This is a genomic window from Streptomyces sp. HM190 (genome assembly GCF_009857135.1).
Lineage (GTDB): Bacteria > Actinomycetota > Actinomycetes > Streptomycetales > Streptomycetaceae > Streptomyces > Streptomyces heilongjiangensis.
Window position 1 is genome coordinate 184,063 of record NZ_CP047318.1, and the last position, 23,880, is coordinate 207,942.

At 71.2% G+C, this 23,880-nt stretch carries 18 protein-coding genes and 2 pseudogenes; 12 read left to right on the plus strand and 8 right to left on the minus strand.

What is annotated here, in order from left to right; all coding sequences use genetic code 11:
• Positions 1-266 precede the first annotated feature (266 nt).
• Positions 267-1,745 carry an FAD-dependent monooxygenase gene (locus GSY65_RS00625; protein WP_159765246.1) on the plus strand — a complete coding sequence of 493 codons (1,479 nt, stop codon included), beginning with the start codon at positions 267-269 and terminating at the stop codon, positions 1,743-1,745.
• Between the two features lie 12 nt (positions 1,746-1,757).
• Positions 1,758-3,023 (plus strand): metallophosphoesterase, encoded by a 1,266-nt coding sequence (locus GSY65_RS00630; protein ID WP_159765248.1) that lies wholly within the window; start codon positions 1,758-1,760, stop codon positions 3,021-3,023.
• Between the two features lie 40 nt (positions 3,024-3,063).
• On the opposite strand, the gene GSY65_RS00635 is transcribed toward GSY65_RS00630, so the two are convergent.
• Positions 3,064-5,556, minus strand: a complete 2,493-nt coding sequence (locus GSY65_RS00635; protein ID WP_159765250.1) for an excinuclease ABC subunit UvrA — start codon at positions 5,554-5,556, stop codon at positions 3,064-3,066.
• A gap of 120 nt (positions 5,557-5,676) precedes the next feature.
• Positions 5,677-6,087 carry an ACT domain-containing protein gene (locus GSY65_RS00640; protein WP_159765252.1) on the minus strand — a complete coding sequence of 137 codons (411 nt, stop codon included), beginning with the start codon at positions 6,085-6,087 and terminating at the stop codon, positions 5,677-5,679.
• 309 nt (positions 6,088-6,396) lie between these two features.
• On the opposite strand from GSY65_RS00640, the pseudogene GSY65_RS34615 reads away from it, so the two are divergent.
• From GSY65_RS34615 to GSY65_RS00670, 7 genes and pseudogenes are all read left to right on the plus strand, one after another.
• A pseudogene (locus GSY65_RS34615) lies at positions 6,397-6,753 on the plus strand (low temperature requirement protein A); the annotation flags it as partial.
• Between the two features lie 40 nt (positions 6,754-6,793).
• Positions 6,794-7,111 (plus strand): low temperature requirement protein A, encoded by a 318-nt coding sequence (locus GSY65_RS33165; RefSeq protein WP_268978248.1) that lies wholly within the window; start codon positions 6,794-6,796, stop codon positions 7,109-7,111.
• Positions 7,112-7,479: 368 nt separating this feature from the next.
• Positions 7,480-8,175: a TetR/AcrR family transcriptional regulator gene (locus GSY65_RS00650; RefSeq protein WP_159765254.1), complete on the plus strand. Its 696-nt coding sequence runs from the start codon at positions 7,480-7,482 to the stop codon at positions 8,173-8,175.
• Between the two features lie 244 nt (positions 8,176-8,419).
• Positions 8,420-9,562: an FAD-dependent oxidoreductase gene (locus tag GSY65_RS00655; RefSeq protein ID WP_201452422.1), complete on the plus strand. Its 1,143-nt coding sequence runs from the start codon at positions 8,420-8,422 to the stop codon at positions 9,560-9,562.
• A 65-nt stretch (positions 9,563-9,627) separates the two neighbouring features.
• On the plus strand, positions 9,628-10,380 hold the full coding sequence (locus tag GSY65_RS00660; protein WP_159765258.1) for an alpha/beta fold hydrolase: 753 nt from the start codon (positions 9,628-9,630) through the stop codon (positions 10,378-10,380).
• Positions 10,381-10,524: 144 nt separating this feature from the next.
• On the plus strand, positions 10,525-11,106 hold the full coding sequence (locus tag GSY65_RS00665) for an NADPH-dependent FMN reductase (RefSeq protein ID WP_159765260.1): 582 nt from the start codon (positions 10,525-10,527) through the stop codon (positions 11,104-11,106).
• Between the two features lie 179 nt (positions 11,107-11,285).
• Complete coding sequence (locus GSY65_RS00670) at positions 11,286-12,155, plus strand: VOC family protein (protein WP_159765262.1); 870 nt, start codon at positions 11,286-11,288, stop codon at positions 12,153-12,155.
• Positions 12,156-12,490: 335 nt separating this feature from the next.
• Here GSY65_RS00670 and GSY65_RS00675 read toward each other — a convergent pair whose 3' ends face one another.
• The 3 genes and pseudogenes from GSY65_RS00675 to GSY65_RS00685 form a co-directional block, all read right to left on the minus strand.
• Complete coding sequence (locus GSY65_RS00675) at positions 12,491-13,069, minus strand: flavodoxin domain-containing protein (protein WP_159775479.1); 579 nt, start codon at positions 13,067-13,069, stop codon at positions 12,491-12,493.
• A 2-nt stretch (positions 13,070-13,071) separates the two neighbouring features.
• Positions 13,072-13,311: pseudogene (locus tag GSY65_RS00680) on the minus strand (MFS transporter); the annotation flags it as partial.
• A gap of 188 nt (positions 13,312-13,499) precedes the next feature.
• On the minus strand, positions 13,500-15,260 hold the full coding sequence (locus GSY65_RS00685) for a S8 family peptidase (protein ID WP_159765264.1): 1,761 nt from the start codon (positions 15,258-15,260) through the stop codon (positions 13,500-13,502).
• Positions 15,261-15,634: 374 nt separating this feature from the next.
• On the opposite strand from GSY65_RS00685, the gene GSY65_RS00690 reads away from it, so the two are divergent.
• Entirely contained in the window at positions 15,635-17,911 is a 2,277-nt protein-coding gene (locus GSY65_RS00690) for a catalase (RefSeq protein ID WP_159765266.1), read from the plus strand.
• A gap of 941 nt (positions 17,912-18,852) precedes the next feature.
• Here GSY65_RS00690 and GSY65_RS34430 read toward each other — a convergent pair.
• The 3 genes from GSY65_RS34430 to GSY65_RS00705 form a co-directional block, all read right to left on the minus strand.
• Positions 18,853-19,650 carry a DUF427 domain-containing protein gene (locus GSY65_RS34430; protein WP_328707474.1) on the minus strand — a complete coding sequence of 266 codons (798 nt, stop codon included), beginning with the start codon at positions 19,648-19,650 and terminating at the stop codon, positions 18,853-18,855.
• Between the two features lie 167 nt (positions 19,651-19,817).
• Positions 19,818-20,126, minus strand: a complete 309-nt coding sequence (locus GSY65_RS00700; RefSeq protein ID WP_159765270.1) for a hypothetical protein — start codon at positions 20,124-20,126, stop codon at positions 19,818-19,820.
• 95 nt (positions 20,127-20,221) lie between these two features.
• The gene (locus GSY65_RS00705; RefSeq protein WP_236579643.1) at positions 20,222-21,091 is read right to left on the minus strand and encodes a ferritin family protein; all 870 of its coding nucleotides are present in this window, start codon (positions 21,089-21,091) and stop codon (positions 20,222-20,224) included.
• Positions 21,092-22,110: 1,019 nt separating this feature from the next.
• On the opposite strand from GSY65_RS00705, the gene GSY65_RS00710 reads away from it, so the two are divergent.
• Entirely contained in the window at positions 22,111-23,040 is a 930-nt protein-coding gene (locus tag GSY65_RS00710) for an ABC transporter ATP-binding protein (protein WP_159765272.1), read from the plus strand.
• Positions 23,040-23,873, plus strand: a complete 834-nt coding sequence (locus GSY65_RS00715; RefSeq protein ID WP_159765274.1) for an ABC transporter permease — start codon at positions 23,040-23,042, stop codon at positions 23,871-23,873. The genes GSY65_RS00710 and GSY65_RS00715 overlap by 1 nt, the downstream gene beginning before the upstream one ends.
• Positions 23,874-23,880 lie beyond the last annotated feature (7 nt).

Below are 23,880 nucleotides of genomic sequence, written 5' to 3' on the forward strand. Positions count from 1 at the left end.
GCGGGTGCACCAGGTGATCGGTCGTCACGCTAGGACGCGCCGTTCTCAATCCGGTGCTCGATCCGGTCTCATCCGCGGGCCCTCGCTCTCCGACGTCTCTTACCTCGTTCTCAGCGTGGTTGCGCCCGCTTCGCACCCGCCCGTTAACTGGCCGTCATCCCGACGGGAAGCAGCCCCGTGGTCCCGGACCGGCCCGCGCCTGCCGTGGTTTCGCGCCCCGCGCACTGCCCGTGCGGCGGGTCCGGCCGTTGCGAAGGAGTCAGAAGATGCCGCCGTCCCCTCAGGTGCTCATCGTCGGCGCCGGACCTGCCGGGCTCGCGCTCGCGGCGGAACTGGCCGGCTTCGGCGTCTCCTGCCAGGTGGTCGACAAGCGCACCGGGCGCAGCCGGCTGTCTCGTGCCTGCACGGTCGAGCCCCGCACCCTGGAACTCCTCGACATGCGCGGCCGGGTGGGTGACGTGCTGGCCTGGGGGCGGGAATGCCCGCATCCGCCGCTCGGCAACGAGGACGGCTACCTGGACTACGGGCTACTCGACACGCCTTTCCCGTTCAGCCTGTCCATCCCGCAGGCGCGGACCGAGGACGCGCTGCAGGCCGCCGCCGAGAAGGCGGGCGCGGTGCTGCTCTTCGGGACCGAGATGACCGGGCTGTCGCAGGACGACGACGGGGTCGATGTCGAGCTGACCGGTCCGGAGGGCCCGGCCACCGTCCGGGCCCGGTACGTCGTCGGCTGTGACGGGGTGAACTCCACCGTCCGTGACGCCATCGGCGTGGAGTTCGACGGCTGGAACTACGACCAGTCGCTGATGATGGCCGACGCCCGGCTGAGCAGTCCGCCGGGGCCGGCCGAGTACGCGCGGATCACCCGGCGCGGCATGGCGGCCCTGTTCCCGTTCCGTGATGGCACGTACCGGGTCATCGTGCTGGACCGGGAGAAGTTCGCCGTCCCCGCCGAAGAGCCGCTGACGCTGGAGGACCTGAGCGAGAGCTGCGCCGCCATCCTGGGCTCGGACATCGGCATGCACAACCCTCTGTGGCTGTCCCGGTTCCGCAGCTCGCAGCGGCACGCGAAGACGTACCGGGCCGGCCGGGTGCTGCTCGCGGGGGACGCCGCGCACACGCACATCCCGTCCGGCGGACAGGGGCTCCAGACTGGCATCCAGGACGCGTTCAACCTGGGCTGGAAGCTGCGGGCGGTCCTCGACGGATGGGCACCGCAGGGGCTGCTCGACAGTTACGAGGCGGAGCGGTACCCGATCGCGGCGGAGACGCTGCGCAAGACCGACCTGTCCTTCCGCTTCGAGACCTCCGACAGTCTTCCCGCGCGGATGCTGCGCAAGGCCGCGATGTGGTCGATGCGGATCCAGCCGGTGCACCGGCTGAACGTGCTGCATCTTTCGGGGCTGACCCTGCGTTACCCGGCGGACAAGCGTGACCGGTGGACGGGCCGGCGGGTACCGGACCGGCCGCTCGTGGCGGCCCCAGGCGGCCCGGAGCGGCTGTACGAGTTGTTCCGGAGCGGTCATTTCGTGCTGACCGGCACGAGAGGCTGTCCGTCCGCCGCCGCAGGCTGGGAGGCCCGGCTGCGTACGGGTGTGCTCGCCGAACCTCTCGGCGCCGGGTGGCCCGCGCATGTGCTGATCAGGCCGGACGGCTACGTGGCGTGGGCGGGCGTCGAACCGGGTCGGGGGTTGACGAGGGCACTGCGTCGCTGGTGCGGTGAGCCGCGCACGGTCGCCGGCTGATCCGGGGATCCGGTGTCCTCCGCGTTGTTCGTGGCGCTCGTGCTGCCGGTCCTGGCCGGTGCCCACTTCTTCGTGTGGTGGCGGATGGTCCGTGCCACGACGTCCCCGGGTTCGTGGTGGCGCCGGGCCGGTACGGTCCTGATCGTGCTGCTGGCGCTGCTGCTGGTGGCCGCGCCGCCCGGGGAGCGCGCGCTGCCCGCTCCGCTGGCCACTGCGGTCGGCTGGCCCGGCTTCACCTGGATGGCGGGGATCCTCTACCTGACGCTGGCGCTGCTGGCGGGTGAGGCGGTCCGCCCCGTGCTGCTGCGGGTCCGGCGGCGGCGCTCCGTCGGTGACGCGGCGTCCGCAGCCCTGAGCACGGCGTCCGAGTGCGGAGGGGAGCGCCCGTACGGTACGGGCTCCGCATCCGGCCCGGACAGCCCGGCGCCCGCGTCGGCCGACGGGCTCCTGGCCTCCCGGCGGATGTTCGTGAGCCGGGTCGTCGCCGTCGCCGCCGGGACCGCCGCCGGCGCCGCCGTGGGGTATGGCGCGTACACCGCGCTGGGGCCGCCCCGTGTCAGGCACCTCGTCGTGCCCCTGGCCCGGCTCGGCCCGGAGGCCCACGGTTTCCGGATCGCGCTGATCAGCGACATCCACCTGAACGTGCTGGTGGGGCGTTCCCGCACGCGGCAGTTGGTGGACCTCCTCAACGGCACAGAGCCGGACCTGGTGGCCCTCGTGGGTGACCTCGTGGAGGACGCCGACGTGGCTGTCCAGGGTCGGGCCGCCGAACCGCTCGCGGACCTGCGGGCGCCGCACGGCGCGTACTACGTGACCGGGAACCACGAGTTCTACTCGGGCGCCGAGCAGTGGGTCCGCTTCGTGAGCGGGCTCGGGCTGCGCCCCTTGCGCAACGAGCGGGTCGCCCTGCCGGGCTTCGATCTGGCCGGGGTTGAGGACGCCAGCGGCGTCGACCACGGCGGCGGCCCCGACTACGAGGCCGCGTTGGGCGGACGTGACCGGGACCGGGCCGTGGTTCTCCTCGCCCACCAGCCGGCTCAGGTCACTGAGGCTGCCAGGTACGGGGTGGACCTCCAGTTGTCCGGGCACACCCATGGCGGTCAGCTGTGGCCCTTCACCCGTCTCGCGTCGTTGGTCGAGCCGGACGTCGCCGGGCTGAGCCGGCACCGGGACACCCTGCTGTATGTGAGCCGGGGCACCGGCTTCTGGGGGCCGCCCGTCCGCCTGGACGCCGACCCGGACATCACCGTCGTGGAGCTGGCGTTGCCCCACGCCTGACCGTGTGGGCGACGGCAGGGCGCGGGGCGTCACCGGTGTGTCAGTGGTCGCCGTGCCCGTTCAGGAGCGGCAGGCCCGCCATGTACCGGCGGAAATATCCCGCGGTCGGGGTGTGGGCCTCGGCGACCTGGTCGGGGGTCCCGGCCGCCACGACCGCGCCTCCGTCCGGTCCGGCGCCCGGGCCGAGATCGATCACCCAGTCCGCGGAGGCCGCGACGGGGATGTCGTGCTCGGCGACGACCACCGTGTTGCCCGAGTCCAGGAGCAGGTCGAAGGCGTCCACCATGCGCTGGATGTCGGAAGGGTGCAGACCCGAGACGGGTTCGTCGAGTACGACCAGTCCGGCCTTGCGGCCCGCGGAACCACGCTGGATCGCCGACGCGAGCTTGAGGCGCTGCGCCTCGCCGCCGGAGAGTTCCGTGGCGTTCTGGCCGAGTTGCAGATAGCCGAGGCCGACCCGGTCCATGGCCTTGAGTGTCTCCGCCAACTGCCGGTTCTCCGTGAGGCGTTCGACGGCCTCGGCGACGGTCAGCTCCAGCACCCCGTCGACGGTCAGTCCCTGGTAGGTGATCTCCAGGGCCTCCGGTGTGTAGCGGCGTCCCTCGCAGGCGTCGCAGACCACCCACACGTCCGGCAGGAAGTGCATGTCGACCAGCTTGCGGCCGTACCCGGTGCAGACCTCGCAGCGTCCGCCGTTGGCTGTGTTGAAGGAGAACCAGGAGGCCTTGATGCCGCGCTTGCGCGCCTCGTCGGTCTCCGCGAACAGCTTGCGAACGATGTCGAACGCTTTGCTGTAGGTGGCGGGGTTGGACCGGGGTGTCCGGCCGATCGGCTCCTGGTCGACCACGGCGACCCAGCCGAAGGTCCCGGCACCGGTGACCCGGCGGACGGTGTCGGTCGCCGTTCCGCTCAGAGCCGCCTCGGTCCCGGCACCGAGGGCGCCGAGGAGGCTGCTCTTGCCACTGCCGCTGACCCCGGTCAGGCAGGTCAACCGGCCCACAGGAAAGCGGACCAGGTCCGCCGTCACGTTGTGCGCGGACAGCCCGTGCAGTTCCACCCAGCCAGTGCCCTCCCCGACCGGCCGGCGGGCACGGCGCAGCCGCGGTCCCTTCCCGGCGAGGTAGTGCCCGGTGAGCGAACGGGGATGCCCGGCGACGTCGGCGGGGGTGCCGGAGACGAGCACCTCGCCGCCCAGCCGTCCGGCACCCGGTCCCATGTCGATGACCCAGTCAGCGCGGGCGATGAGTTCCGGGTCGTGCTCGACCAGCAGCACGGTGTTCCCGGCGGCACGCAACTCCAGTGCTATGTCCAGCAGATGGGCCTTGTCGGCGGGGTGGAGGCCGGTGCCTGGTTCGTCGAGTACGAAGATGATGTCGCTGAGTTCGGTGCTGAGCTGTGCGGCGAGCCGGGTGCGCTGGAGCTCGCCGCCGGACAGGGTGGCCGCGCTGCGGGACAGTTGGAGGTGGGCGAGGCCGAGGCGGTCCAGCACCCGGAGTCTGCGGGCGAGATCCTGGAGGAGGGGTTCACCGACCGCGCGCTGTGCGGTGTCGAGGCCGGAGGTGACCCGGTCGCCCCAGGCGCGTACCTCGCGGACGTCGGCCTCCAGCAGTTCGGGGTAGGCGAGCCCGCCGAGCCGTACCGACCGGGCGATCTCGTCGTAGCCGGTGCCTCCGCAGGTGGTGCAGGGCATTTTGCGCATGTACGGCAGGTACCGTTCTTTCGCGCTGGGTGTCGCCGCGTTCGCGAAGACCCGCTCGACCTCGGCGAGCGCTCCGCGCAGCGGCTCGCTGGAGGTGTACGTCCACGAGGACGTCTCGTTCTTGTTCGGCATGTCGACGGTGGCTTCGATCTTCTCGTCACCAGTGCCGTACAGCACCTCGTGCCGGAAGCGCTCGGGCAGCGCCTGCCAGGGCAGGGCGAGGTCCACGCCGCGTTTCTCGGCCAGTGCGGGAATGAAGGCGTGTTCGGCGGAACGCCACTTCGCGTACCAAGGGGAGGCTCCCTCGAAGAGGGGCAACTCCGGTCGCGTGATGACGAGTTCCTCCTGCGCCTGCCAGAGTCCGCCGACGCCGTGGCACTCGGAGCAGCTTCCTTCTGGGGTATGCCGGTCGAAGTGCGCGGAGCTGAGATGTCCGTCACCGGGGAGCGCGTCCGGGCCGATGCCGGGCAGCCGGGAGTAGAGCAGTCCGAGGTGGCCGTCGATGCCGGTGATGGTGGCGACGGTGGAGCGTGGATTGCGGTTGAGCCGGCGCTGGTCGACGGCGAGGGTGGCGCCCAGGCCGAGGACCCGGTCCACCTTGGGGCGGTTTCGCTGGGTGATGTACTGCCGGACGAACGGCGAGAGCCCTTCCAGGTAACGGAGTTGGGCCTCGTTGTGCAGGGTGTCGATCGCTAAGGAGGTCTTGCCGCTGCCGCTGACGCCGGTGAAGGCCACCACCTGCCCCTTGGGGATGCGCACGGTGACGTCGCGGAGGTTGTTGGTCCGTGCTCCCACCACCTCGATGGTCTCCGAGGTGCGCACGCTTGCTGTCATTTCTTCAGTCCTCTCCCCTGTGACGGGAAGGGGAACGTACGAACCCGGAGCGCCCGGCAGGGCCGGATCTCCGCGTCCTGAGCATCTCGAAGGCCCTTCCCGGATGGATCACCGAGGTTACTAGGCGACGCCGGCCGCACACCTACGGGAGAGTCCTTCGAGCAGCTCCAGGGCACGGTGCGTCGCCTCGTACGGCACGAAGAGGTGGTCGTGGTGGAATCCGGCCACCACGTTGCAGCTCATTCCGGCCCCGGCGAGTTCCTGTGCGACGGCGGCGGTCAGGCCCACCGCGTCCAGGGCGGAGTGCACCCGCAGGACCAACCACCCAGCCACGTAGTCGTACTTGAGCCCTGCCGCCTCGGCGTCCTCCTGCCGCAGCACCAGGGTGAGACCCTCCGGTTCGGTCACCGTGACGACCGGGGTCACCCCGGGCGGGATGCCACCGGCCACGGTGGTGAACACATAGCGTCCTGGATTCAGTTCCGGGCGCATGCCGATCAGGAGTTGTCGCAGGTCAGTTTCACCGGGCACGACGGACAGCCTATACAGCCGGGCGGCCAGGGCGCGCACGGTGACGTGTCGCTCCTTCGGCGCAGACACCATCGAGTGATGACGGGCGGGGACGCCCGGCTACTTCGCTCTGGCGGTGCGCCCCTTCAGAGCGGGGATGACCGTGCGGAGGTCGTCGCCCTCCGCCGCCGTGCTCGCCGGGGCGCTTCTTCGACGGGCACCCGGCGGTCTTGGCGCCGGCCATGGCCGGGGTTCGCCTGGTCCTGGCCGCCGCGCACCGGTGGCCCGCCAAGGCCGGGGCTCGACCAGCGCCGGATAAGCTGGGGCTACATGGCTTCGGCGCTCCTGTTCGGCGTTTCGGCGCTGCTCCCGCTCCTGTGGGTGTTCGTGGTCCGGGCGTGCAGCCTGCTGCAGGAGGCAGGGCTCCTCCCGCTCGGCGACCGCCGCGACCGACCCCGCGACCGGCCGCGGACTCGGCCGACGCGGGAAGGCCGGTGGCGGGAGCTGTTCGCGGCGCCCCGTGACCCGAACCTGGCCGTGGACTCGGCCCACCTCGCCGAACGCTTCGGGCTGTTCATGATCCTGTTGCTGGGTGAGCTGGTGATCATGGTGGGGACGGCGGCGCTCGCACGCTCGGCCGACGACCTCGGCTACTGGCTGGCGCTGGTCGGCGGGCTGTTGCTGGCCGGGGCGCGGTGGTGGATGTACCTTCACGTCGGCCGTGGAAATGTACGAGTGCATGCTCGACCTCTCCGGCGGCAACCCAGCCCTGGCGTACTCGTTGTACGCCGTGGGGCACCTCATGCCGGCCTTCGCGCTGGTACTCGTCGCGGGCGGGGTGAACCTGTCCCTGCACGAGCCGGCACCGCACGCGGCCGCGTGGTTCACCACGACCGGGCTGGCCATGTACCTGGCGGGCACCAGGGTCTTCTCGGCCGCTTCCCGGCGCCGGCAGGTGAGCCTGGGCTGGAGCGCGGTCATCGCCGTCACCGTGACCTCGCCTTGCTTGCCCAGGTCCTGCCGGCTCCAGCGGTGGTCCTGCTGATCGCAGGCTGGGCGGTCCTCAGCGCCGCGGTGGCGGCGGCGATCCGGCACCGCGCACTCGACCGCTTCGGCGAGGACCCGGTGGCCTTCCTGCGGAGCATCACCGAAGCGTCCCCCCGGGCCGCTGTCCCCAGGTGCTGCCTACCTGGACCACGTGGGGCCGCATAGCCCGCGACACGGGTTTGCCGCGCAGAGGCCGTGCTCGGCCGGGTACACCGGCGCCCAGGATCGCACAGCGAGTCATCGTCCGGGCTGGTCGGCGCGTGAGCCCGCGTCGTATACGTCGGGGAGCAACGCCCTCAGCCGGGTGTCGCGCGGAAGGATGCTCGGACCAGCCGATCGGCGAACACGTTCGTTACGATCGTCGTTGTGACTGCGAGAAGAGAGCCGATCAGCCGCCGGGAGCGTCCGGCGAAGCCCGCCCTGTCCCGGCGTTGGATAGTGGACACCGCCGTGCGGATCATGCGGGCGGAGGGACTGGGGAAGGTCACGATGCGCCGCCTGGCGCAGGAGCTGGACACCGGCCCGGCATCACTGTACGTGTACATCGCCAACACCGCGGAACTGCATGCGGCCGTCCTGGATTCCCTGCTCGGCGAGGTCGACCTGACCGGACGGGACGGCGGTGAGGACTGGCGCGAGCAACTCCGCGCCGTCATGACGTCGTACACCCAGGTGCTGTTCGAGTACCCGCAGCTCGCGCGGGCCGCGCTCGTCGCCCGCCCGAGCGGCGAGAACTACCTCCGCCTGGTGGAGCGCATCCTCGACCTCCTTGCTCAGAGCGGCGCCGGCCGCGAGCAGGTCGCCTGGGGGGTCGACAAACTGCTCCAGGACTCGACAGCCACCGCTGCCGAGCATTCGACCCGTGAGCACGACCCCGCCTCCGAAGACGACTGGGACGCCACCGTGCATGCCCTGCATGCCGTGGACCCCGCCACGCATCCGGCGATCACCGCGCACATGCCCGCCCTGATCGGCGGTTCGGTGCCGGACAGGATGCGCTGGAGCTTCGACGTCCTCGTCAACGGCATCATCCACACACCCGTCCCGGGCGCAGTGGACTGAGCGCGGGGCGAGGGTAACGCGCCTGGGCGGCGGACGCCGCCCAGGGGGAACGGAAGGTCTCCGCGCCGCCTGCCGCTCATTGCGGCGAACTTGTTCGCAACGAACATGTTCGTTACGGTGAGGTGGTGGCCGAGGCATCCCGTGCCGCCCCGTCGCGCACGCCACTCCTGCGAGGAGCTTTGCGGCGCCGGCGGCGATGACTCGGCGCACCGAGGCGTTTCCCCTACTGCTTCCGGAGGCCCCCATGAGCACCAGTCATGTCCCGATCGCGATCATCGGCGCGGGTCTTGGCGGTCTGACCGCCGCCCGCGTCCTGCACGTCAACGGCATCGAGTCGGCGATCTTCGAGCTGGAGGCGTCCGCGGCGGCCCGCACCCAGGGCGGGATGCTCGACATCCACGAGAACAACGGGCAGAAGGCCCTGCATGCCGCCAGCCTCCACGACGACTTCGTCAAGATCGTTCACGAGGGCGGTCAGGCCATGCGCCTGCTCGGCCCCGACGGGACGGTGCACGTGGCCGAGGAGGACGACGGCACCGGCGGCAGGCCGGAGGTGGACCGCGGCGACCTGCGTGACCTGCTGCTGGACTCCCTGCCCGACGGCACGATCCACTGGGGTCGGAAGGTCACCGGGGCCCGGGCGCTGGGCGACGGATGTCATGAGGTGACGTTCGCCGACGGCTCGGCCATCACCACCGATCTCCTGATCGGCGCGGACGGCGCCTGGTCGCGGATCAGGCCGCTGGTCTCGAGCGCCCGGCCTGCCTACACCGGCATCTCCTTCGTCGAGACCGACCTGTTCGACGCCGACACCCGCCACCCGCGCAGCGCCGCGGTCGTCGGCGGCGGATTCTTCATCGCCCTGGGGCACGAGCGCGGTGTCCTCGCGCACCGGGAGAGTGACGGCAGTCTCCACGTCTACACCGCGCTCAAGGTCGACGAAGGCTGGCTGGACACGGTCGACTTCACCGACCCGGCCGCCGCCAAGGCCGCGGTCCTCGCCCGCTTCGAGGGCTGGGACGAGGATCTGCGGGGCCTGGTCGCCGACGCGGACACGATCACCCCGCGCCGTATCCACGCCCTGCCCGTCGGGCACCGCTGGGACCGTGTCCCGGGCGTGACGCTGCTCGGTGACGCCGCCCACGTGATGTCCCCCTTCGCTGGGGAGGGCGCCAACCTGGCCATGCTCGACGGCGCCGAACTCGCCCTGGCGATCGCCGCCCACCCCGGCGACACCGAGGCCGCCCTGGCCGCGTACGAGGAGGCCCTCTTCCCGCGCAGCGAGGAGTCCGCCGCCGAGTCCGCCACCAGCCTGGACACGATGTTCGGCGAGAAGGGCTTGGAGCAGATGGTCGCCTTCTTCACCTCCGGCCCGGCAGCCCAGTGACGCCAGCGTCTGCGGACGCCGCGTCCTCGGCCGGCGAGCATCCCGGATCCAGGAGGAGGGACCTCATGACCGCCCCCCTTCAGCGTGCCATTCCGGTACGGCCCGGCCTCGACCTCGCGGTGCGTGAGGCCGGCACCAGCGGCGGCCCGGTCCTCGTCCTGCACGGCGGCCCCGGCCCCTCCAGCATCAGGGCTTTGATCGACCACCTCGCACCGGATCACAGGGTGGTCGCGCCCACCCATCCGGGCTGGGAGGGCACCGTACGGCCCGACGACCTGGACTCCGTACCCGCACTCGCCGCTGCCTACCGGGACCTGCTCGCCCACCTCGGGCTGAACGACGTGACGGTGATCGGCACGTCCTTCGGCGGCTGGGTCGCCACCCAGACCGTCCTGGACGACCGCGAGGGCCGGATCTCCCGGCTCGTCCTCATGGACGCCATCGGCCCCGTCATACCCGGCCAGCAGATCACCGTGCCCGCCGGGCCACCGGCTCCGGCGGCCGCAGCACCGGCGCCGCAGGGCGGACCGTCCGGGCAGCCGATGGCCGCCATGCGCGCCTATGCGGGCCCGGGCATGGCAGACGCCGGCATGCTGCCCCGCCTTTCCACCGTCGCCTGCCCGGTGCTGGTGATCTGGGGCGCGGACGACCAAGTCGTCACCCCGGACTTCGGCCGCGCCTACGCCGCGGCGTTCCCCCACGCATGGTTCGAACTCATCCCCGGCGCAGGACACCTGCCCATCCGCGAGGAGCCCGAGGCGGTCTTCACCGCTCTGGACTCCTTCCTCACCCCCCGGGCCTCGGCCGCCGGGCACTGAACCCTGCCCTTGGGTCCCCGCCTGCGGGCCAGCACCGACACCGCGCTTCGGCAAGCGGGCGCCCATGGGACTCATCACGCGCGGTCGCAGGCCGGCCGCGCGGGGGCGGGGAACCGACCGTCCCTTTCCATCACCGGAGGCACGATGACGAAGATCGCGATCATTCTCGGCAGCACCCGCACCGCACGTGCCGGCGAATCCGTCGCACAGTGGGTCCTGGAGCAGGCTCGAAAGCGCGGCGACGCCGACTACGACCTCATCGACCTCGCCGAGGTCGACCTGCCGCAGATCGACGAACCGTTCCCGCCCGCCATGGGCCGCTACACCCACCCGCACACCCAGCAGTGGGCCACGACCGTCGCCGCCTACGACGGCTACGTGCTCGTGACCCCCGAGTACAACCACTCCTTCCCCGGCGTCCTGAAGAACGCCCTCGACCGCGTCCACGCCGAGTGGAACAACAAGGCCGTCGGCCTCGTCTCCTACGGCGTCGACGGCGGCGTGCGCGCCGTCGAAGCCCTGCGCCCGGTCCTGGGCGCCCTGCAGCTCGCGGACGTCTCCGCGACGGTCACCTTGAACCTGCGCACCGACTTCGCCGACTTCGGCGCCACGTTCACCCCCGGCGAGCACCAGGGCCCCGCCCTGACGGCGATGCTCGACCAGCTCCTGTCCTGGAGCAACGCCCTCGCCCGGACCCGCAACAGCGCAGCCCCGGCAGCTTCCTGAAGCCCCTTCGCACGACCTCCTCTCACACGACGGCCCCGGCCCGCAGCCCACTTCGCACGCCGGTGAAGCGCTGCGCTTTGCCTGCGAACAGGGCCGCGACACCGGCCACGCTGCGGCTCACACACGCGCTCCGCTCCCGGGGAGCCGCGGGGAACCGCAGCACGGATGAAAGGTCGACCATGACCGAGTACCGGATGGACCAGACACTCACCCTCGGACCCGTCACGCTGACGGTGGCCGACCTCGAACGCAGCACGCGCTACTACACGCAGCTCGCAGGCTTCCGCCTCCTCGACCGCCAATCACAGCGAGCACAACTGGGCGTGGAGGGACGGGTGCTGGTCGACCTGCACGAGGTCGCCGGGGCCATCGCGCCGCCGCCCTCCAGCCCCGGGCTCAGCCACTTCGCCCCGCTCGTGCCCACCCGGGCGGACGTGGCCCGCTTCACCCAGCGGCACCTGGACGCAGGACTCGACGTCGACCCGCGCGACCACGTCGTAAGCCAGTCCTGCTACGTGACCGATCCCGACGGCCACACGATAGAGGTGACCTGGGCCTGCCCGCAGGAGCAATGGCAGTGGACCGACGAGGGCCTGCCCGTCGTGGTCTCCACCCCGATCGCTGTGCAGGACCTCCTCGACGAGCCCGGCGCGAGCACGCCCGCACCCCTGCCGGCGGGAACGCAGATGGGGCATGTCCAACTCAAGGCGACCGACGCCGCCCTCAGCCGCACCAAGCCGTTCTACCGCGACCTGCTGGGCCTGGAGGTCTACGCCCGCTCGGGAGACGGGTTCATCGGCGTCGGCGTGAGCGACTACCGCAGCCTCCTCGTCCTCACCACCCGGTTCAGCCCGCAGGGAGGCACGCCCGCGGGACCCGACACCGCCCGGCTCACCTGCGTCGACCTGCTCCTCACCGATCCGGAGGCGATCGAGCAGCTGGCCGAACGCCTCACCGCCGCCGGCCACTCCCACCAGCGCACAGGAACCAGTCTGACCACACACGACCCCTCCGGGAACCCGCTGCGCTTCTCTGAAGCTTCCCCATGATCTTGGACACGCGTCGGTTATGCCGCGAGGGCGTGTTGATGCCGCTGTCTGGTCTCGGCTGGGGTGAGGTAGCCGAAGATCTTGTGCTTGTGCAGGCGGCGGTTGCAGAAGGTCACGACGAAGGTGAAGACCTCGGCGCGGGCGGCGGCCCGGTCGGGCCAGTCGGGCCGGTCGGGCCGGTCGGGCCGGATGAGGGTGCCGATCTCTTCCTTGAGCTGTCAGCAGGAAGCGGAGCTTCAGATCACTGCGTGCCGTCACGGCTCCCCTGGCTCACATCGGCCACGTCGGCAAGGGTCGTTCCGCATGAGGATCTCACGTCATCGAGCCGCTCCTGATCAGGATGGACTTCCGTCGGCCTTCCCGTGCCGGCGGCGGTCTATGTCGTGACCGATTTCCTCGGCCCAGGCACGGATGGCGGGCCAGTCACGGTAGTCGCCGTAGCGCAGCCCCATGGCCTGGAACTTCACGCGCCCGGCCCGTGTCAGGTGCTCCGGTTCGATCACCCCTGAGAACATACGGTGGCCACGTGGACGCAGTTGGCCGGCCAAACCGCCGATCACATGGCTTTCCTCCCTGGCGACCAGCGCTTTCCACGGACCGCGCAGGGCAGCCGGCATCCCCACGCTGAAGAGCCACACGTCCCGACCGGCGAGCAGAGCGGCGTTCGTGTGGACGAAGGCCAGGGCCTGGGGCAGCCATGCCATGTCGTGGACCGCGCTGCCTACGACGAACACGTCGTAGGCGCTCGGATCGCCCACGGCCTCGGCGGGAAGGGCCTCGGTTCTGATGCCCCGATCTGCCAGCCGGGCCGCAAGGTGAGTCGCGATACTCCTGGTCGACCCGTGGACACCTGCGTACACCACCACCGCATGCGGTCTGCCCGCTCCCGGGAGAGGGTGAGGAGTCACGCTCATGTTCACCAGTCTCGTCCACCTCGTGTCGTGCAGCGACCCGCGGGGATGGAGAGGGCGGCGAAGACGGTGTATGTGACGTAGGTCGCGGAGAGGTTCCAGCCGGCCAGGGACGGGAAGCCGGCGGCGATGGCCCCGTTGGCGATCCGCTGCGCGGAAGCGGCCACGCCCAGAGCCGCGGCGCGGATGCGGTCGGGGAACATCTCGCCCGGGAACACCCACACGACCACGCCCCAGGCCAGGGCGGAGTTGGCCCTCGCCCCGGACTTCCGGTCCTTCGCCGAAAGGCTTGCCTCCGCCCGTGATGTCGAGAGCGCGCGTGCGGAGGAAACACCCGCCTGATCGCGCTCTTGAGCGAAAGAGCGCGCATCCGCGACTGCGAGATCTCCGCCACTGACCCTCGACAGCACGGCAGAGGCTGCCTGATGCGGCACTAGAAGGTCAGGTTCCAGGCATCGATCTTGCCTGTGTCGGAGGCGGCGTTGTCGTTGACGCGCAGCCTCCAGGTGCCGTTCGCGACCTCCGAGGAGGCGTTCACGGTGTAGGTCTGGGTGATGTTGTCGGCGCTTCCGCCAGCGCGGTTGTGCAGGTTGTAGACGGTGCCGCCCGGCGCCACCAGGTCGACCTTCAGGTCACCGATGTAGGTGTGCTTGATGTCCACAGCCACCTTGAGGGTGGCCGGGGCGTTGCCAGTCACACCGGTCACGGCGATCGGGCTCTCCACGGTCGCGTTGTCGCTGATGGCGAAGTCCGCGACGTTCTCGAAGTACTTGCCGGTCGGCGGGGTGGTCCCGACGGCCTTCAGGGCGTCGACCTGTCCCTCGCCGAAGAACGAGTTGTTGGCCGTGGTGCCCGTGCAGCGGCTGTCCGAGGGGCAGGCGATGTCGTTGGCCTGGGTGGCCAGCCTGGCGCGGAGCTGTGCTGGGGTGATGCCCGGTTCGGCGCTGGCGATGAGTGCCGCCACGCCGGCCACATGCGGGGTGGCCATCGAGGTGCCGCTCTTGCTGCCGTAGCCGCCGCCGGGGACGGTGGAGTACACGTTGCTGCCCGGCGCCGCGACGTCGATGACACCCTGACCGTAGTTGGAGAACGAGGCCTTGGTGACGCCGGTGCCGTTGGCCGCGACCGTGACCACGCCCGGCAGTTCGGTCGGAAGGTCGAGGCAGGCGTTGGTGATGGTGCGGGTGACCGGTGTCGAGTCGTTCGGGCTCGCGGAGTCGGTCGTCTTGTGGGCGAGGTCGTAGTTCTCGTTGCCCGCGGCGGCGATCTGGAGGGAGCCCTTGCCCTCGGCGTACTCCTGGGCGCGTTCGACGCCCTCGATGATGGCGGCCTGGTCGATGTTGTCCGGGCAGTTGAACTGCCACGGGTCGGTGTAATAGCTGTTGTTGGTGACCTTGAAGCCGTGGTCACCGGCCCAGACGAAGCCGCAGATGGTGTTCTCGGCGAAGAAGAAGGAACTGCCCGGCTCGGCGACCCGGACCGCGGCGATCTTCACGCCGGGGGCCACGCCCACCACGCCCTTGCCGTTCTTGGCTGCAGCGACGGTGCCCGCTACGTGGGTCCCGTGCGTGCCGATGTCCCGCCAGGCGCCGGCACGCGTGTCGGGCTTGCCGTAGGCGCAGGAGACCGAGTCGGCCGCGTCGAAGTTGGGCGCCAGGTCCTGGTGCTGGTCGTCCACACCGGTGTCCAGGATGCCGACCGTGACGGAGGCGGAGCCTGGGTTCACGGCCCAGGCCTGGTCGGCCTTGATCTGGCTCATGTCGGCCCGGACCGGTTCCCCGGCCGGGGTCGTGGCCTGGGCCGGATTTGCCGGGAGTGCCGGGTTGTAGGCGTCGGCCGGGACGTCCGAGGTGCGCGTGGCGCCGACCTGCTGCACGCCGGCGACGGCGCGCATGGTGGCGGCGAACCCGCTGGCCGCCGAGTGGGCGACGATCACACCGATGGCGTCGAAGTCCGAGAAGACGGTGCCGCCGTTGGCCGCGATGGCGGAACGGACCGCCGAGCTGTCACCGGGGGCGGTGATCACAAGGTAGGCCCGTGTGCCGGCCACCCAGGTCGCACTCGGGGAAGCGGGCGCGGCGGTCGAAGTGGGGGCCTTGGCAGTCGACGCGGTGGAGGTGGCGACGGGAAGCGTGCCCGCGAGGGCTCCCGGGGCGCCGAACGCGAGGGCGGCACCGATCGTGGCCGCCACCACCGACGTGCGTCTGGGGCGGCTGGATATGTGGGGTATCAATGCGTCCTCCGGAAACGGCACGGCCACGCTGAGGGCACCGGCCGGGCCGTACGAAACGAGTGGTGGATGCAAGATGTCAGGTGCATGCCCTTGCACGGAAGTACCTTTCCGTGCAGGGACCCCACAGAGGCGTGGCCGAAAAGGGGCGCTCACCCCGTCGGCCCCGGCCGGGTGCGAGGGGTCAGGCGGCATGAGAGCTTGGCGGCAGGCCGTGCCCAGCACGCAGGACCGGGGATTCGTTCGGCGCAGTCGGGTACTCGGCGCTTGATCACAGACCCCCCCACCTCCGTGGGCCTCCACGGCCGCGGCTGGTCTGAAACAGAGAGACGATAGCGATGAGCCAGCCCAACCCCGTCAAGCGGGCGGCGGACAAGGTCACGGAGGTCATCCAGGGCTCCGGTGCGGGACCGGAGGAGGGGCTCCCCGGCAAACCGGCCCCTCGGTCCCCGAGCGTCGCGCGGCCGACCGAGCCACGCGAGCCACTGCCGCCGAAGCCGGACCAGAGCGGGCCCGACACGATGTCGCCCACAGGGCAGGCGACCGGCGCGGCCCAGGCCCGCATGGCCCAGTCGGGCGCCTACCTGACGGATGCTCAGGGCACACGCTTGTACGACACCGACCACTCGCTCAAGGCGGGCCCACGTGGACCGGTGCTGCTGCAGGACCACCACCTGCGCGAGAAGGTCATGCACTTCGACCACGAGCGCATCCCCGAGCGGGTCGTGCACGCCCGCGGCGCGGCGGCGCACGGCGTCTTCAAGAGCTACGGCACCGCCTCCGCCGTCACGAAGGCGGCGTTCCTGGCGCCGGGCGCGGAGACGCCGGTATTCGTGCGGTTCTCCACGGTCCTGGGTTCCCGGGGCTCCGCCGACACGGTGCGCGACACACGCGGCTTCGCGACGAAGTTCTACACCGAGGAGGGCGTCTTCGACCTCGTCGGGAACAACATGCCGGTCTTCTTCATCCAGGACGCCATCAAGTTCCCGGACATCATCCATGCCGGCAAGCCGCACCCGGACCGGGAGATCCCGCAGGCTCAGAGCGCGCACGACACCTTCTGGGATTTCGTCACGCTGCACACCGAGGCCACCCACCACACCCTGTGGAACATGTCCGACCGGGGCATCCCGCGCTCGTACCGGATGATGGAGGGCTTCGGCGTCCACACCTTCCGCCTGGTGGCCGCCGACGGCTCCACGACGCTGGTGAAGTTCCACTGGAAGCCGAAGCTCGGGGTGCACTCCCTGGTGTGGGAGGAGGCGCAGCTCGCGGGCGGCGTCGACCCCGACTTCCACCGCCGTGACCTCGCCGACGCCATCGAGGCGGGCGCGTACCCGCAGTGGGAGCTGGGCATCCAGACCTTCCCCGACACCCCGGAGCAGACCTTCGAGGGGATCGACCTGCTCGACGCGACCAACCTCGTCCCCGAGGAGCTCGCCCGCGTGCAGCCGATCGGGCTGCTGACCCTCGACCGCAACCCGTCGAACTACTTCACCGAGACCGAGCAGGTCGCCTTCCACGTCGGCCACCTGGTGCCCGGCGTCGACATCACCGACGATCCGCTGCTCGCCGGACGGCTGTTCTCCTACCTGGACACGCAGATCACCCGGCTCGCCGGCCCGAACTTCTCCCAGATCCCCATCAACCGGCCGCACGCGCCGGTCAACGACATGCTGCGGGACGGCTTCCACCAGGACGCGGTGCACCGGGGCGTCGCGCCGTACCGGCCCAACTCCCTCGACGGTGGCTGCCCGTTCCTCGCGTCACCGGAGAACGGGGCCTACGTCGAGACGCCGGTGCGGGTGCCGGAAACGACGAAGGTCCGGGAGGCCCCCGAGTCGTTCTCCGACCACTTCAGCCAGCCGCGCCGGTTCTGGCTGAGCATGAGCGAGGTGGAGCGCGAGCACATCATCGGCGCCTACACCTTCGAGCTCGGCAAGTGCTACGAGCAGGCCGTCAAGGAACGCGCGCTGCAGGTGCTGGCCAACATCGACACCCAGCTGTGCGCCCGGGTCGCCGAGGGCCTCGGTCTGCCCGCGCCCGAGGCGACCGTACCGCCGGTCGACGTCGAGCCGAGCCCCGCGCTGTCGCAGGTCGGGCGGTCCTGGCCCACCGACGGGCGTCTCATCGGCATCGTCACGGGCCCGGACGGGGACCTGGACGGCGTGCGCGCGGTACGCGAGGCCGTCCTCGCCGCGGACATGGTGCCGCTGATCATCGCCCCCAGGGGCGGCAAGCTGGGCGCGGGCGACGACGCGGTGACCGTGCAGCGGACGTTCGTGACCGCGCGGTCCGTCGAGTTCGACGCGCTGCTGGTGGCCGGCGCGCCCGCGCCCGGCGACGACGCCCGTGGTTCCCGCGTCGCCGGGGCGAGCCCCGCCGGTGCGGCGGGGGCTGTCGACCCGAGGGTGACGCTGCTGCTGGCGGAGTCGTTCCGTCACGGCAAGGCGATCGGCGCCTGGGCGGGTGGCGAGGCCCTCCTGGAGACGGCCGGGATCCCCACCGAAGCCCCCGGCGTCGTGGCGGGCCCGGACGGCACCTCCGTGCTGGAGCAGCTGCGGGAGCTGATGGCCACGCATCGTGTCTGGGAGCGGTTCGTCACGACCGTCTGACATCCCTCCGCGTCGCCGCCACGGCGGCACGGAGCCGGAACGTGTCCGCGCCCATGGGAGGGTTAGGGACACGTTCGTCCTCCCGCACGAGCGGTGCCGCCGGCCGTGGACGGCGGCACCTGCCCAGGCACAGCAGCCTCCGCCACCCGACGCCGGGCCCACGCGCCGCGCGGGCCTGCGGGCGTCGGGTGGCGGGCCAGGTCCGCAAGCAGCGTGGCGGTCTTCCCGGCAGTGCGCTCACAGCGGGTGAGTGCCCTCGTCTCGCAGCGGACAACGGCGTCGAGAGCGGCGCGGGAGGAACACCGGGTTCACCGCGACCACATGGGCCTGCGGGTACCCACCGGACTGCGCTGTGCTGCCGGCTTGCCGAGGACGTCGTTGTGCGCAGCCGTGTCCGGCACGGCCGGCAGTGTCCCGGCCGCACGACATCACACGGAGACAGGACCGTCCCATCACCCGCCAAGGGGCGACAGCACATCATCAGGAACGGGACTTGACGCCCTCCTAGGGGTTCGCCGTGGCTTGGTCGACGCAACACCCCTCAGGGTCTGGTGTCACGCCCGCCTCCAGAACCCGAGCTGACAGGCGGGGCCAGCTCAGGCTGTCGAAGCCGGGCGGGGTCCGCACCATCTTCGCGACCAGGTCAACGGCACCCTGGTGCACACCTGCAACCACACCGGACTGGTGAACGGTCTGCGGAGCATCATCACCGCGTCCGCCGACGACCGACACCGCTACGCACCCGCGGGCAGGAAGCTGGTCGCCCAGCCGTTCTCCGTGACGCACGTGGCGGACGAACCTGCCTCGGAGTACGCCGCCACGCACCCACCGCGAGCAGGCCCGGCCCCGGAATCGAAGTGCGCTGACATCCCCGGGACGTGTCCTCGCACCCCGTGACGACAAGCCGTCGCATCGCGGCGACGGCTCCCACCGTCGCCGACTCACCACAGTTGGGTGCCCGGAGCGCCCTTGAACGGCCCCCGCACCTCCGCGGTGATCCAGCCGCCGTAGAAGTCGCCCTCCTGCGCCGTGACCTCCTCCGCGTCGACCGTGCAACGGTCCATGCGGCTCGGGTAGAAGGCGAAGAAGTCTGCGATGCGCGCATAGGCGGGCTCGGGACGGGGATAGCTCCACGCGGCGTGAGCGCGTACGTCATCTCCCACGATGACATCCCAGTACCGAGCCGCCCCCTTCCATTCGCACCAGGTCCGGCCCGCGACCGCCGGGCACAGAAACTCCCTACGGACGTCCTGCGGAGGGATGTAGAACACGGGGGGATGGCTGGTCTCCAGTACCCGGACGGCCCTGCGGGTCTCGGCCACCACCTGGCCTGCGCACTCCACCAGCACCTCACGGTCGTCCTCCCGCATAACGGGCGGCCGCGGGTAGGCCCACACCGACTCGGGCGTCCGCGGGGCGGAACGCGGCACGGGCTCCTCCAGCGGGTCCAGATACACCTCGTCCTCGTAGCACCAGGCCCATGCCCGGTCGCGTGCCAGGGCGCGTGCCACCGGGTGTGCGCTGGAGGCGAAGTGGGCCGTGGCGTGAGCGCCGGGAGAGCTGTCGCTGCAGCCCACGTGGCCGCAGGTCAGGCACAGCAGCAGGTCGGCCGGTGCGCGTCCGCGCGCCGCGCAGGAGGCGCAGGTTTCACTCAGCGGGGGTGGGTCCGCTGTCCAGGTGTGCAAGCAGGATCTGCCCGAGGGCCGTCCGCCGTCGGGCCGGGGCGTCCATCTCGTCATTGGTGATCACCGGTCTGTGCCGTCGCGATGACGTTCTTCGGCGGCACCGCACGCCGGCCCGCACTCGTGTCGGTCACGTTCTCTCCTCTGCGGTCCCTGGTCTCCCCTCTGTTTCGCCCCGACACCGCTCAGGAGATGCAGGCCACCGGGCACTGCGCCCCGCGTGGCTACCCTCCACGCCTCGACGGTGCGGTTCTTGTACGTGATGCCGAGGTGCGCGGCGAGGAGACGTCGGTGCCGTGGTCGTAGCGGTTGCCGTTCCTCTTGTTCAGGGCCAGTGTGGTGGCCGCGCGGGAGACCATGAGCTGGTCTGTGACGGCGGCCGGGGAGTGGTCGGTGTCGCCCGCGTAGGTGACCGTGCAGGTGACCGTGCCTCCGGTCGGCGGGGTGTCGGTGAACGAGTAGGTGCCGTCCGGCATCACCACCACGAGTGGCAGGGCCGTGCCGACGGGGTTCTCCATGTCGGTACGGGTCACTTGAAACCACAGGCAGTCCGGCCGACCTGGGTGAGGCGTCGGCCGGACTGCCTGTGGTGATGCGGGCGGCCGGTCTCCGGGGGTGGTCAGGCCGGTCAGCCCAGTTGGTCGAGTGCCTTCTGGAAGGCGGCTGCGTGCCCGGCCTCGTCGGCGGCGGTGTCGCGCCAGTAGCGGGCGGCCGAGGTGTCGCCGACGGCGGCGGCGCGCCTGGCGAACCGCGGATACACGGTGGTCGCCTCGTTGCGCTCCCCGGCGATGGCCGTGCGCAGGTTCACCCTCGTCGTGCGGACCAGTCCGGCCAGCACCGCCTCGCCGGCGAAGTGCTCGTGCAGTTCGACCTTGGCCGTGCCCTCCCACAGGCGGGCCAGCGCGATGTTGCCGGTCTGCCGGGCATGGGCGGCGAAGAGCATGTACTTGGCATGGGCGAGCGCCTCACCGTGCAGGGCCGTGTCCAGGTTGGCCTTGGTACGGGCGGCCTTGACCTTCGGCGGCCCGGCGGGTACCTGCACCACGTCGGCCTCCGGCGGCTCCGGGATGGTGCCATGGCCGGTGGTCACGGCCCTGAGGGCCGCGCGGAAGGCGTCGCGGTGGCGGCCCTCGTCCTCGGCGATCTCGCTGAAGAGCTCCGCGGCTTCGAGGTCCCCGTCCGCGCGGGCCTGCTCGGCGAAGCGGCGGTACATGACCTGGTGCTCGTATGTCTCGCCACTGATGGCCTGGCGCAGGTTATCCGCATTTGATCCAACGGTTCCGGCCAGGGCCGCCGCCTCGCGCAGGTGCTCGTTCAACTCGGTCCGCGCGGTGCTTCGGAAGAGCCTGGCGACGACTGTCAGACCTTGGCGGTCGGCCTCGGCGGCGAAGAGACCGTAGGTGGCGTAGGCGTACGCCTCGCCCGTCATCGTGGTGTTCAGGTCGGCGAGCGTCTGTGCGTGGAGAGGCCGCGCGGCGGTGTGCGACGCCGGGGACACCGCACCCTCGGCCGGGACGGCCAGAGCCGGCGCGGCAGGTACAGCCGCGACCAACGCGCACAGACCCACTACGAGCGTTCGAGTCGAATGGTGGAACACGATCTTCTCCTTTCAGGGCGCACGCGTCCGGGTGCGAACGCCTCCTCCTTATGTCAGCCGCATATGCGCACCACCGCCCTTTCACGCATCCATCCCGGTGAGTGCGCACAGTAATCGCGTGCCCGAGGGCGTCGACGACGCGGTGCCGCCCGCGAACGCGCCGCGGGAGGTGGTCAGCGGCCCGCCCGGCCAGGGCTGGACCGAGTCGGTGCGGGTCCTCCTCGGTGCATTCACGGAAGCCGAACGCGCACCGCAGCCGCGCCTGGAGCCGACTACTCCACGTCACCGCCTGAGCCGGCGTCGTTCGCGTCGCCTTCGTCGTGGACGCTTTCTCCCGCCGCGTCGTCGGCTGGTAGGCGTCGATGTCGCAGGAGAAACCCAACTCCTCCTGGACGTAATGGACGTGGGCCGACCACCGGCGCGCCCGGGGTCGGACAGCCCACGGTGGCACGATGCTGCGGCTCATGGCGCCACCGCCCCGGTCGCTGCCGGCCCGCCGTACGGGCGCACCTGGCGATGACGCAACACCTCTGCGGGAGCGCTCATCCGTTGGACGAGGACGAGGAGCGCCGGCTCGCCGTCGTCGCATGAGCGCTCCGGCTCCTGCGCGGCCGCAGGCGTGGCCCGCCAGGTCCAGGCCATCCAGGAAGGTGCCGCCCCGGCACCCGCACGGCACCGCGAGGTGGCTGGGTCGCCCGGCCCGGGTCGTACGGCGGCAGCCGTGGCGGGACACCGGCTGCAGTGTGCGGCGCCGTCATACCTGAGGTGTATCGGTGGTCGGCGCCGAGTGGTACCGCGGTCCCACTCGGGCGCCGAAGTGCCTCCCTCGGTCCCAGGGATCGGGTCGGCCGCGCTTCTAACGTCGAGTGCAGAGGTCGGGGCGTTCGCCCGGCCTCGTCCGACGTGAAAGGCCCACCCCCGTGATCGAAGCACGTGAACTGACCAAGCGGTACGGCGACAAGACCGTCGTCGACGCGTTGAGCTTCACCGTCAAGCCGGGTGAGGTCACCGGCTTCCTCGGTCCCAACGGTGCCGGCAAGTCCACGACCATGCGCATGATCGTCGGGCTGGACGCCCCCACCGGGGGCTCGGTCACGGTGAACGGCAGGTCGTACGCGCAGCACACAGCCCCGCTGCACGAGATCGGCAGTCTGCTGGAGGCCAAGTCCGTCCACCCGGGCCGCAGCGCCTTCCACCACCTGATGGCGCTCGCGTACACCCACGGCATCCCGCGCCGCCGGGTCGACGAGGTCATCGAACTGGCCGGCCTGACCAGCGTGGCCGGCAAGCGCGTCGGGGCCTTCTCCCTCGGCATGGGCCAGCGGCTCGGCATCGCGGCGGCCCTGCTCGGCGACCCCGCGATCGTCATGCTCGACGAGCCCGTCAACGGCCTCGATCCCGAGGGCGTGTTGTGGGTGCGCAAGCTGCTGCGCTCGCTGGCCGACGAGGGCCGGGCGGTGATGCTCTCCTCGCATCTGATGAGCGAGACGGCCATGATCGCCGACCACCTGGTGATCATCGGCCGCGGCAGGCTTCTCGCGGACACCACCGTCGACGACTTCACCCGGGAGGCGAGCGGCGGGGGCGTCAAGGTCGCCAGCGCCGAGGCCGGCAGGCTGCGTTCGTTGCTGGCGGGCCCGGACGTGACGATCTCCTCCTCGTCCGCCGAGGAGCTCCTGGTCACCGGACGCGACGCCCGGCAGATCGGCCGGATCGCGGCCGAGCACGGGGTCGCGTTGTACGAACTCACCCCGCAAACCGTCTCGTTGGAGGCGGCGTTCATGGACCTGACCAGGGACGTCGTCGAGTACCAGAGCCACCCTGTCGAGGCCGAGCGAAAGGCCGCCTGATGACCGTCACCGAACTCTCCCCCACCCGGGCCGGCACCCGGGCCTACAAGGTCACCGGCCCGCGGGTGCTGCGCGCGGAGTGGGCCAAGTTCTGGTCGCTGCGCTCCAGTTGGATCACTCTCGGCGTCGCCGTGGTGCTGCTGGTCGCCCTCGGTGCGATCGCCTCCGCCACCTACAGCCCCGATGCCACCGCGCAGGGCGGGCCGCCCGGACCCGGCTCCGGCGAGCAGGACGCGGTCAGCCTCGCCCTGCTCGGGGTGACCTTCGCGTCGCTGGCCCTCGGTGTGCTCGGGGTCCTGTTGTCGGCCGGCGAGTACACCACCGGCATGATCCGCTCCACCCTCACCGCGGTCCCCCGCCGCCTGCCCGTGCTGTGGTCCAAGGCCGCGGTGATCGGCCCCATCACCCTCGTTCTGGCCACGCTGGGCGCCCTGGCCGCGTTCCAGCTGGGGACCCTGGGCCTGGACGGCGAGAGGATCGCCCTGTCCCTGGGCGACGACGGAGTGCTGCGCAGCCTGGCCGGTGCCGGCCTCTACCTCGCCCTCGTCGCCGTGGCGGGGGTGGCCCTGGGCGTGCTGCTGCGGTCCAGCGCCGGGGCGATCGCGGTCCTGGTCGGTGTCCTGCTCATCCTGCCGGGCCTGGCCTCCCTGCTGCCCGAGTCCCTCTACGACACCGTCAGCCCCTACTTCCCCAGCAACGCGGGCTCGGCGATGTACACCCTGCACCAGTCCTCCGACGCCCTCTCCCCCGGGGCGGGACTCGCCGTCTTCGCCGGGTGGGTGGCCCTCACCCTCGCCGCAGCCGCCTGGCGGCTCCGCAAGAGCGACGCCTGAGCCGCGG

Coding starts and splice junctions, on each gene's coding strand:
- GSY65_RS00655 (WP_201452422.1), top strand. CDS start 8,420: ATGAGCACCAGTCATGTCCCGATCGCGATCATCGGCGCGGGTCTTGGC.
- GSY65_RS00675 (WP_159775479.1), bottom strand. CDS start 13,069: ATGAGCGTGACTCCTCACCCTCTCCCGGGAGCGGGCAGACCGCATGCG.
- GSY65_RS00665 (WP_159765260.1), top strand. CDS start 10,525: ATGACGAAGATCGCGATCATTCTCGGCAGCACCCGCACCGCACGTGCC.
- GSY65_RS33165 (WP_268978248.1), top strand. CDS start 6,794: ATGTACGAGTGCATGCTCGACCTCTCCGGCGGCAACCCAGCCCTGGCG.
- GSY65_RS00660 (WP_159765258.1), top strand. CDS start 9,628: ATGACCGCCCCCCTTCAGCGTGCCATTCCGGTACGGCCCGGCCTCGAC.
- GSY65_RS00715 (WP_159765274.1), top strand. CDS start 23,040: ATGACCGTCACCGAACTCTCCCCCACCCGGGCCGGCACCCGGGCCTAC.
- GSY65_RS00690 (WP_159765266.1), top strand. CDS start 15,635: ATGAGCCAGCCCAACCCCGTCAAGCGGGCGGCGGACAAGGTCACGGAG.
- GSY65_RS34430 (WP_328707474.1), bottom strand. CDS start 19,650: ATGACGAGATGGACGCCCCGGCCCGACGGCGGACGGCCCTCGGGCAGA.
- GSY65_RS00635 (WP_159765250.1), bottom strand. CDS start 5,556: ATGACAGCAAGCGTGCGCACCTCGGAGACCATCGAGGTGGTGGGAGCA.
- GSY65_RS00670 (WP_159765262.1), top strand. CDS start 11,286: ATGACCGAGTACCGGATGGACCAGACACTCACCCTCGGACCCGTCACG.
- GSY65_RS00625 (WP_159765246.1), top strand. CDS start 267: ATGCCGCCGTCCCCTCAGGTGCTCATCGTCGGCGCCGGACCTGCCGGG.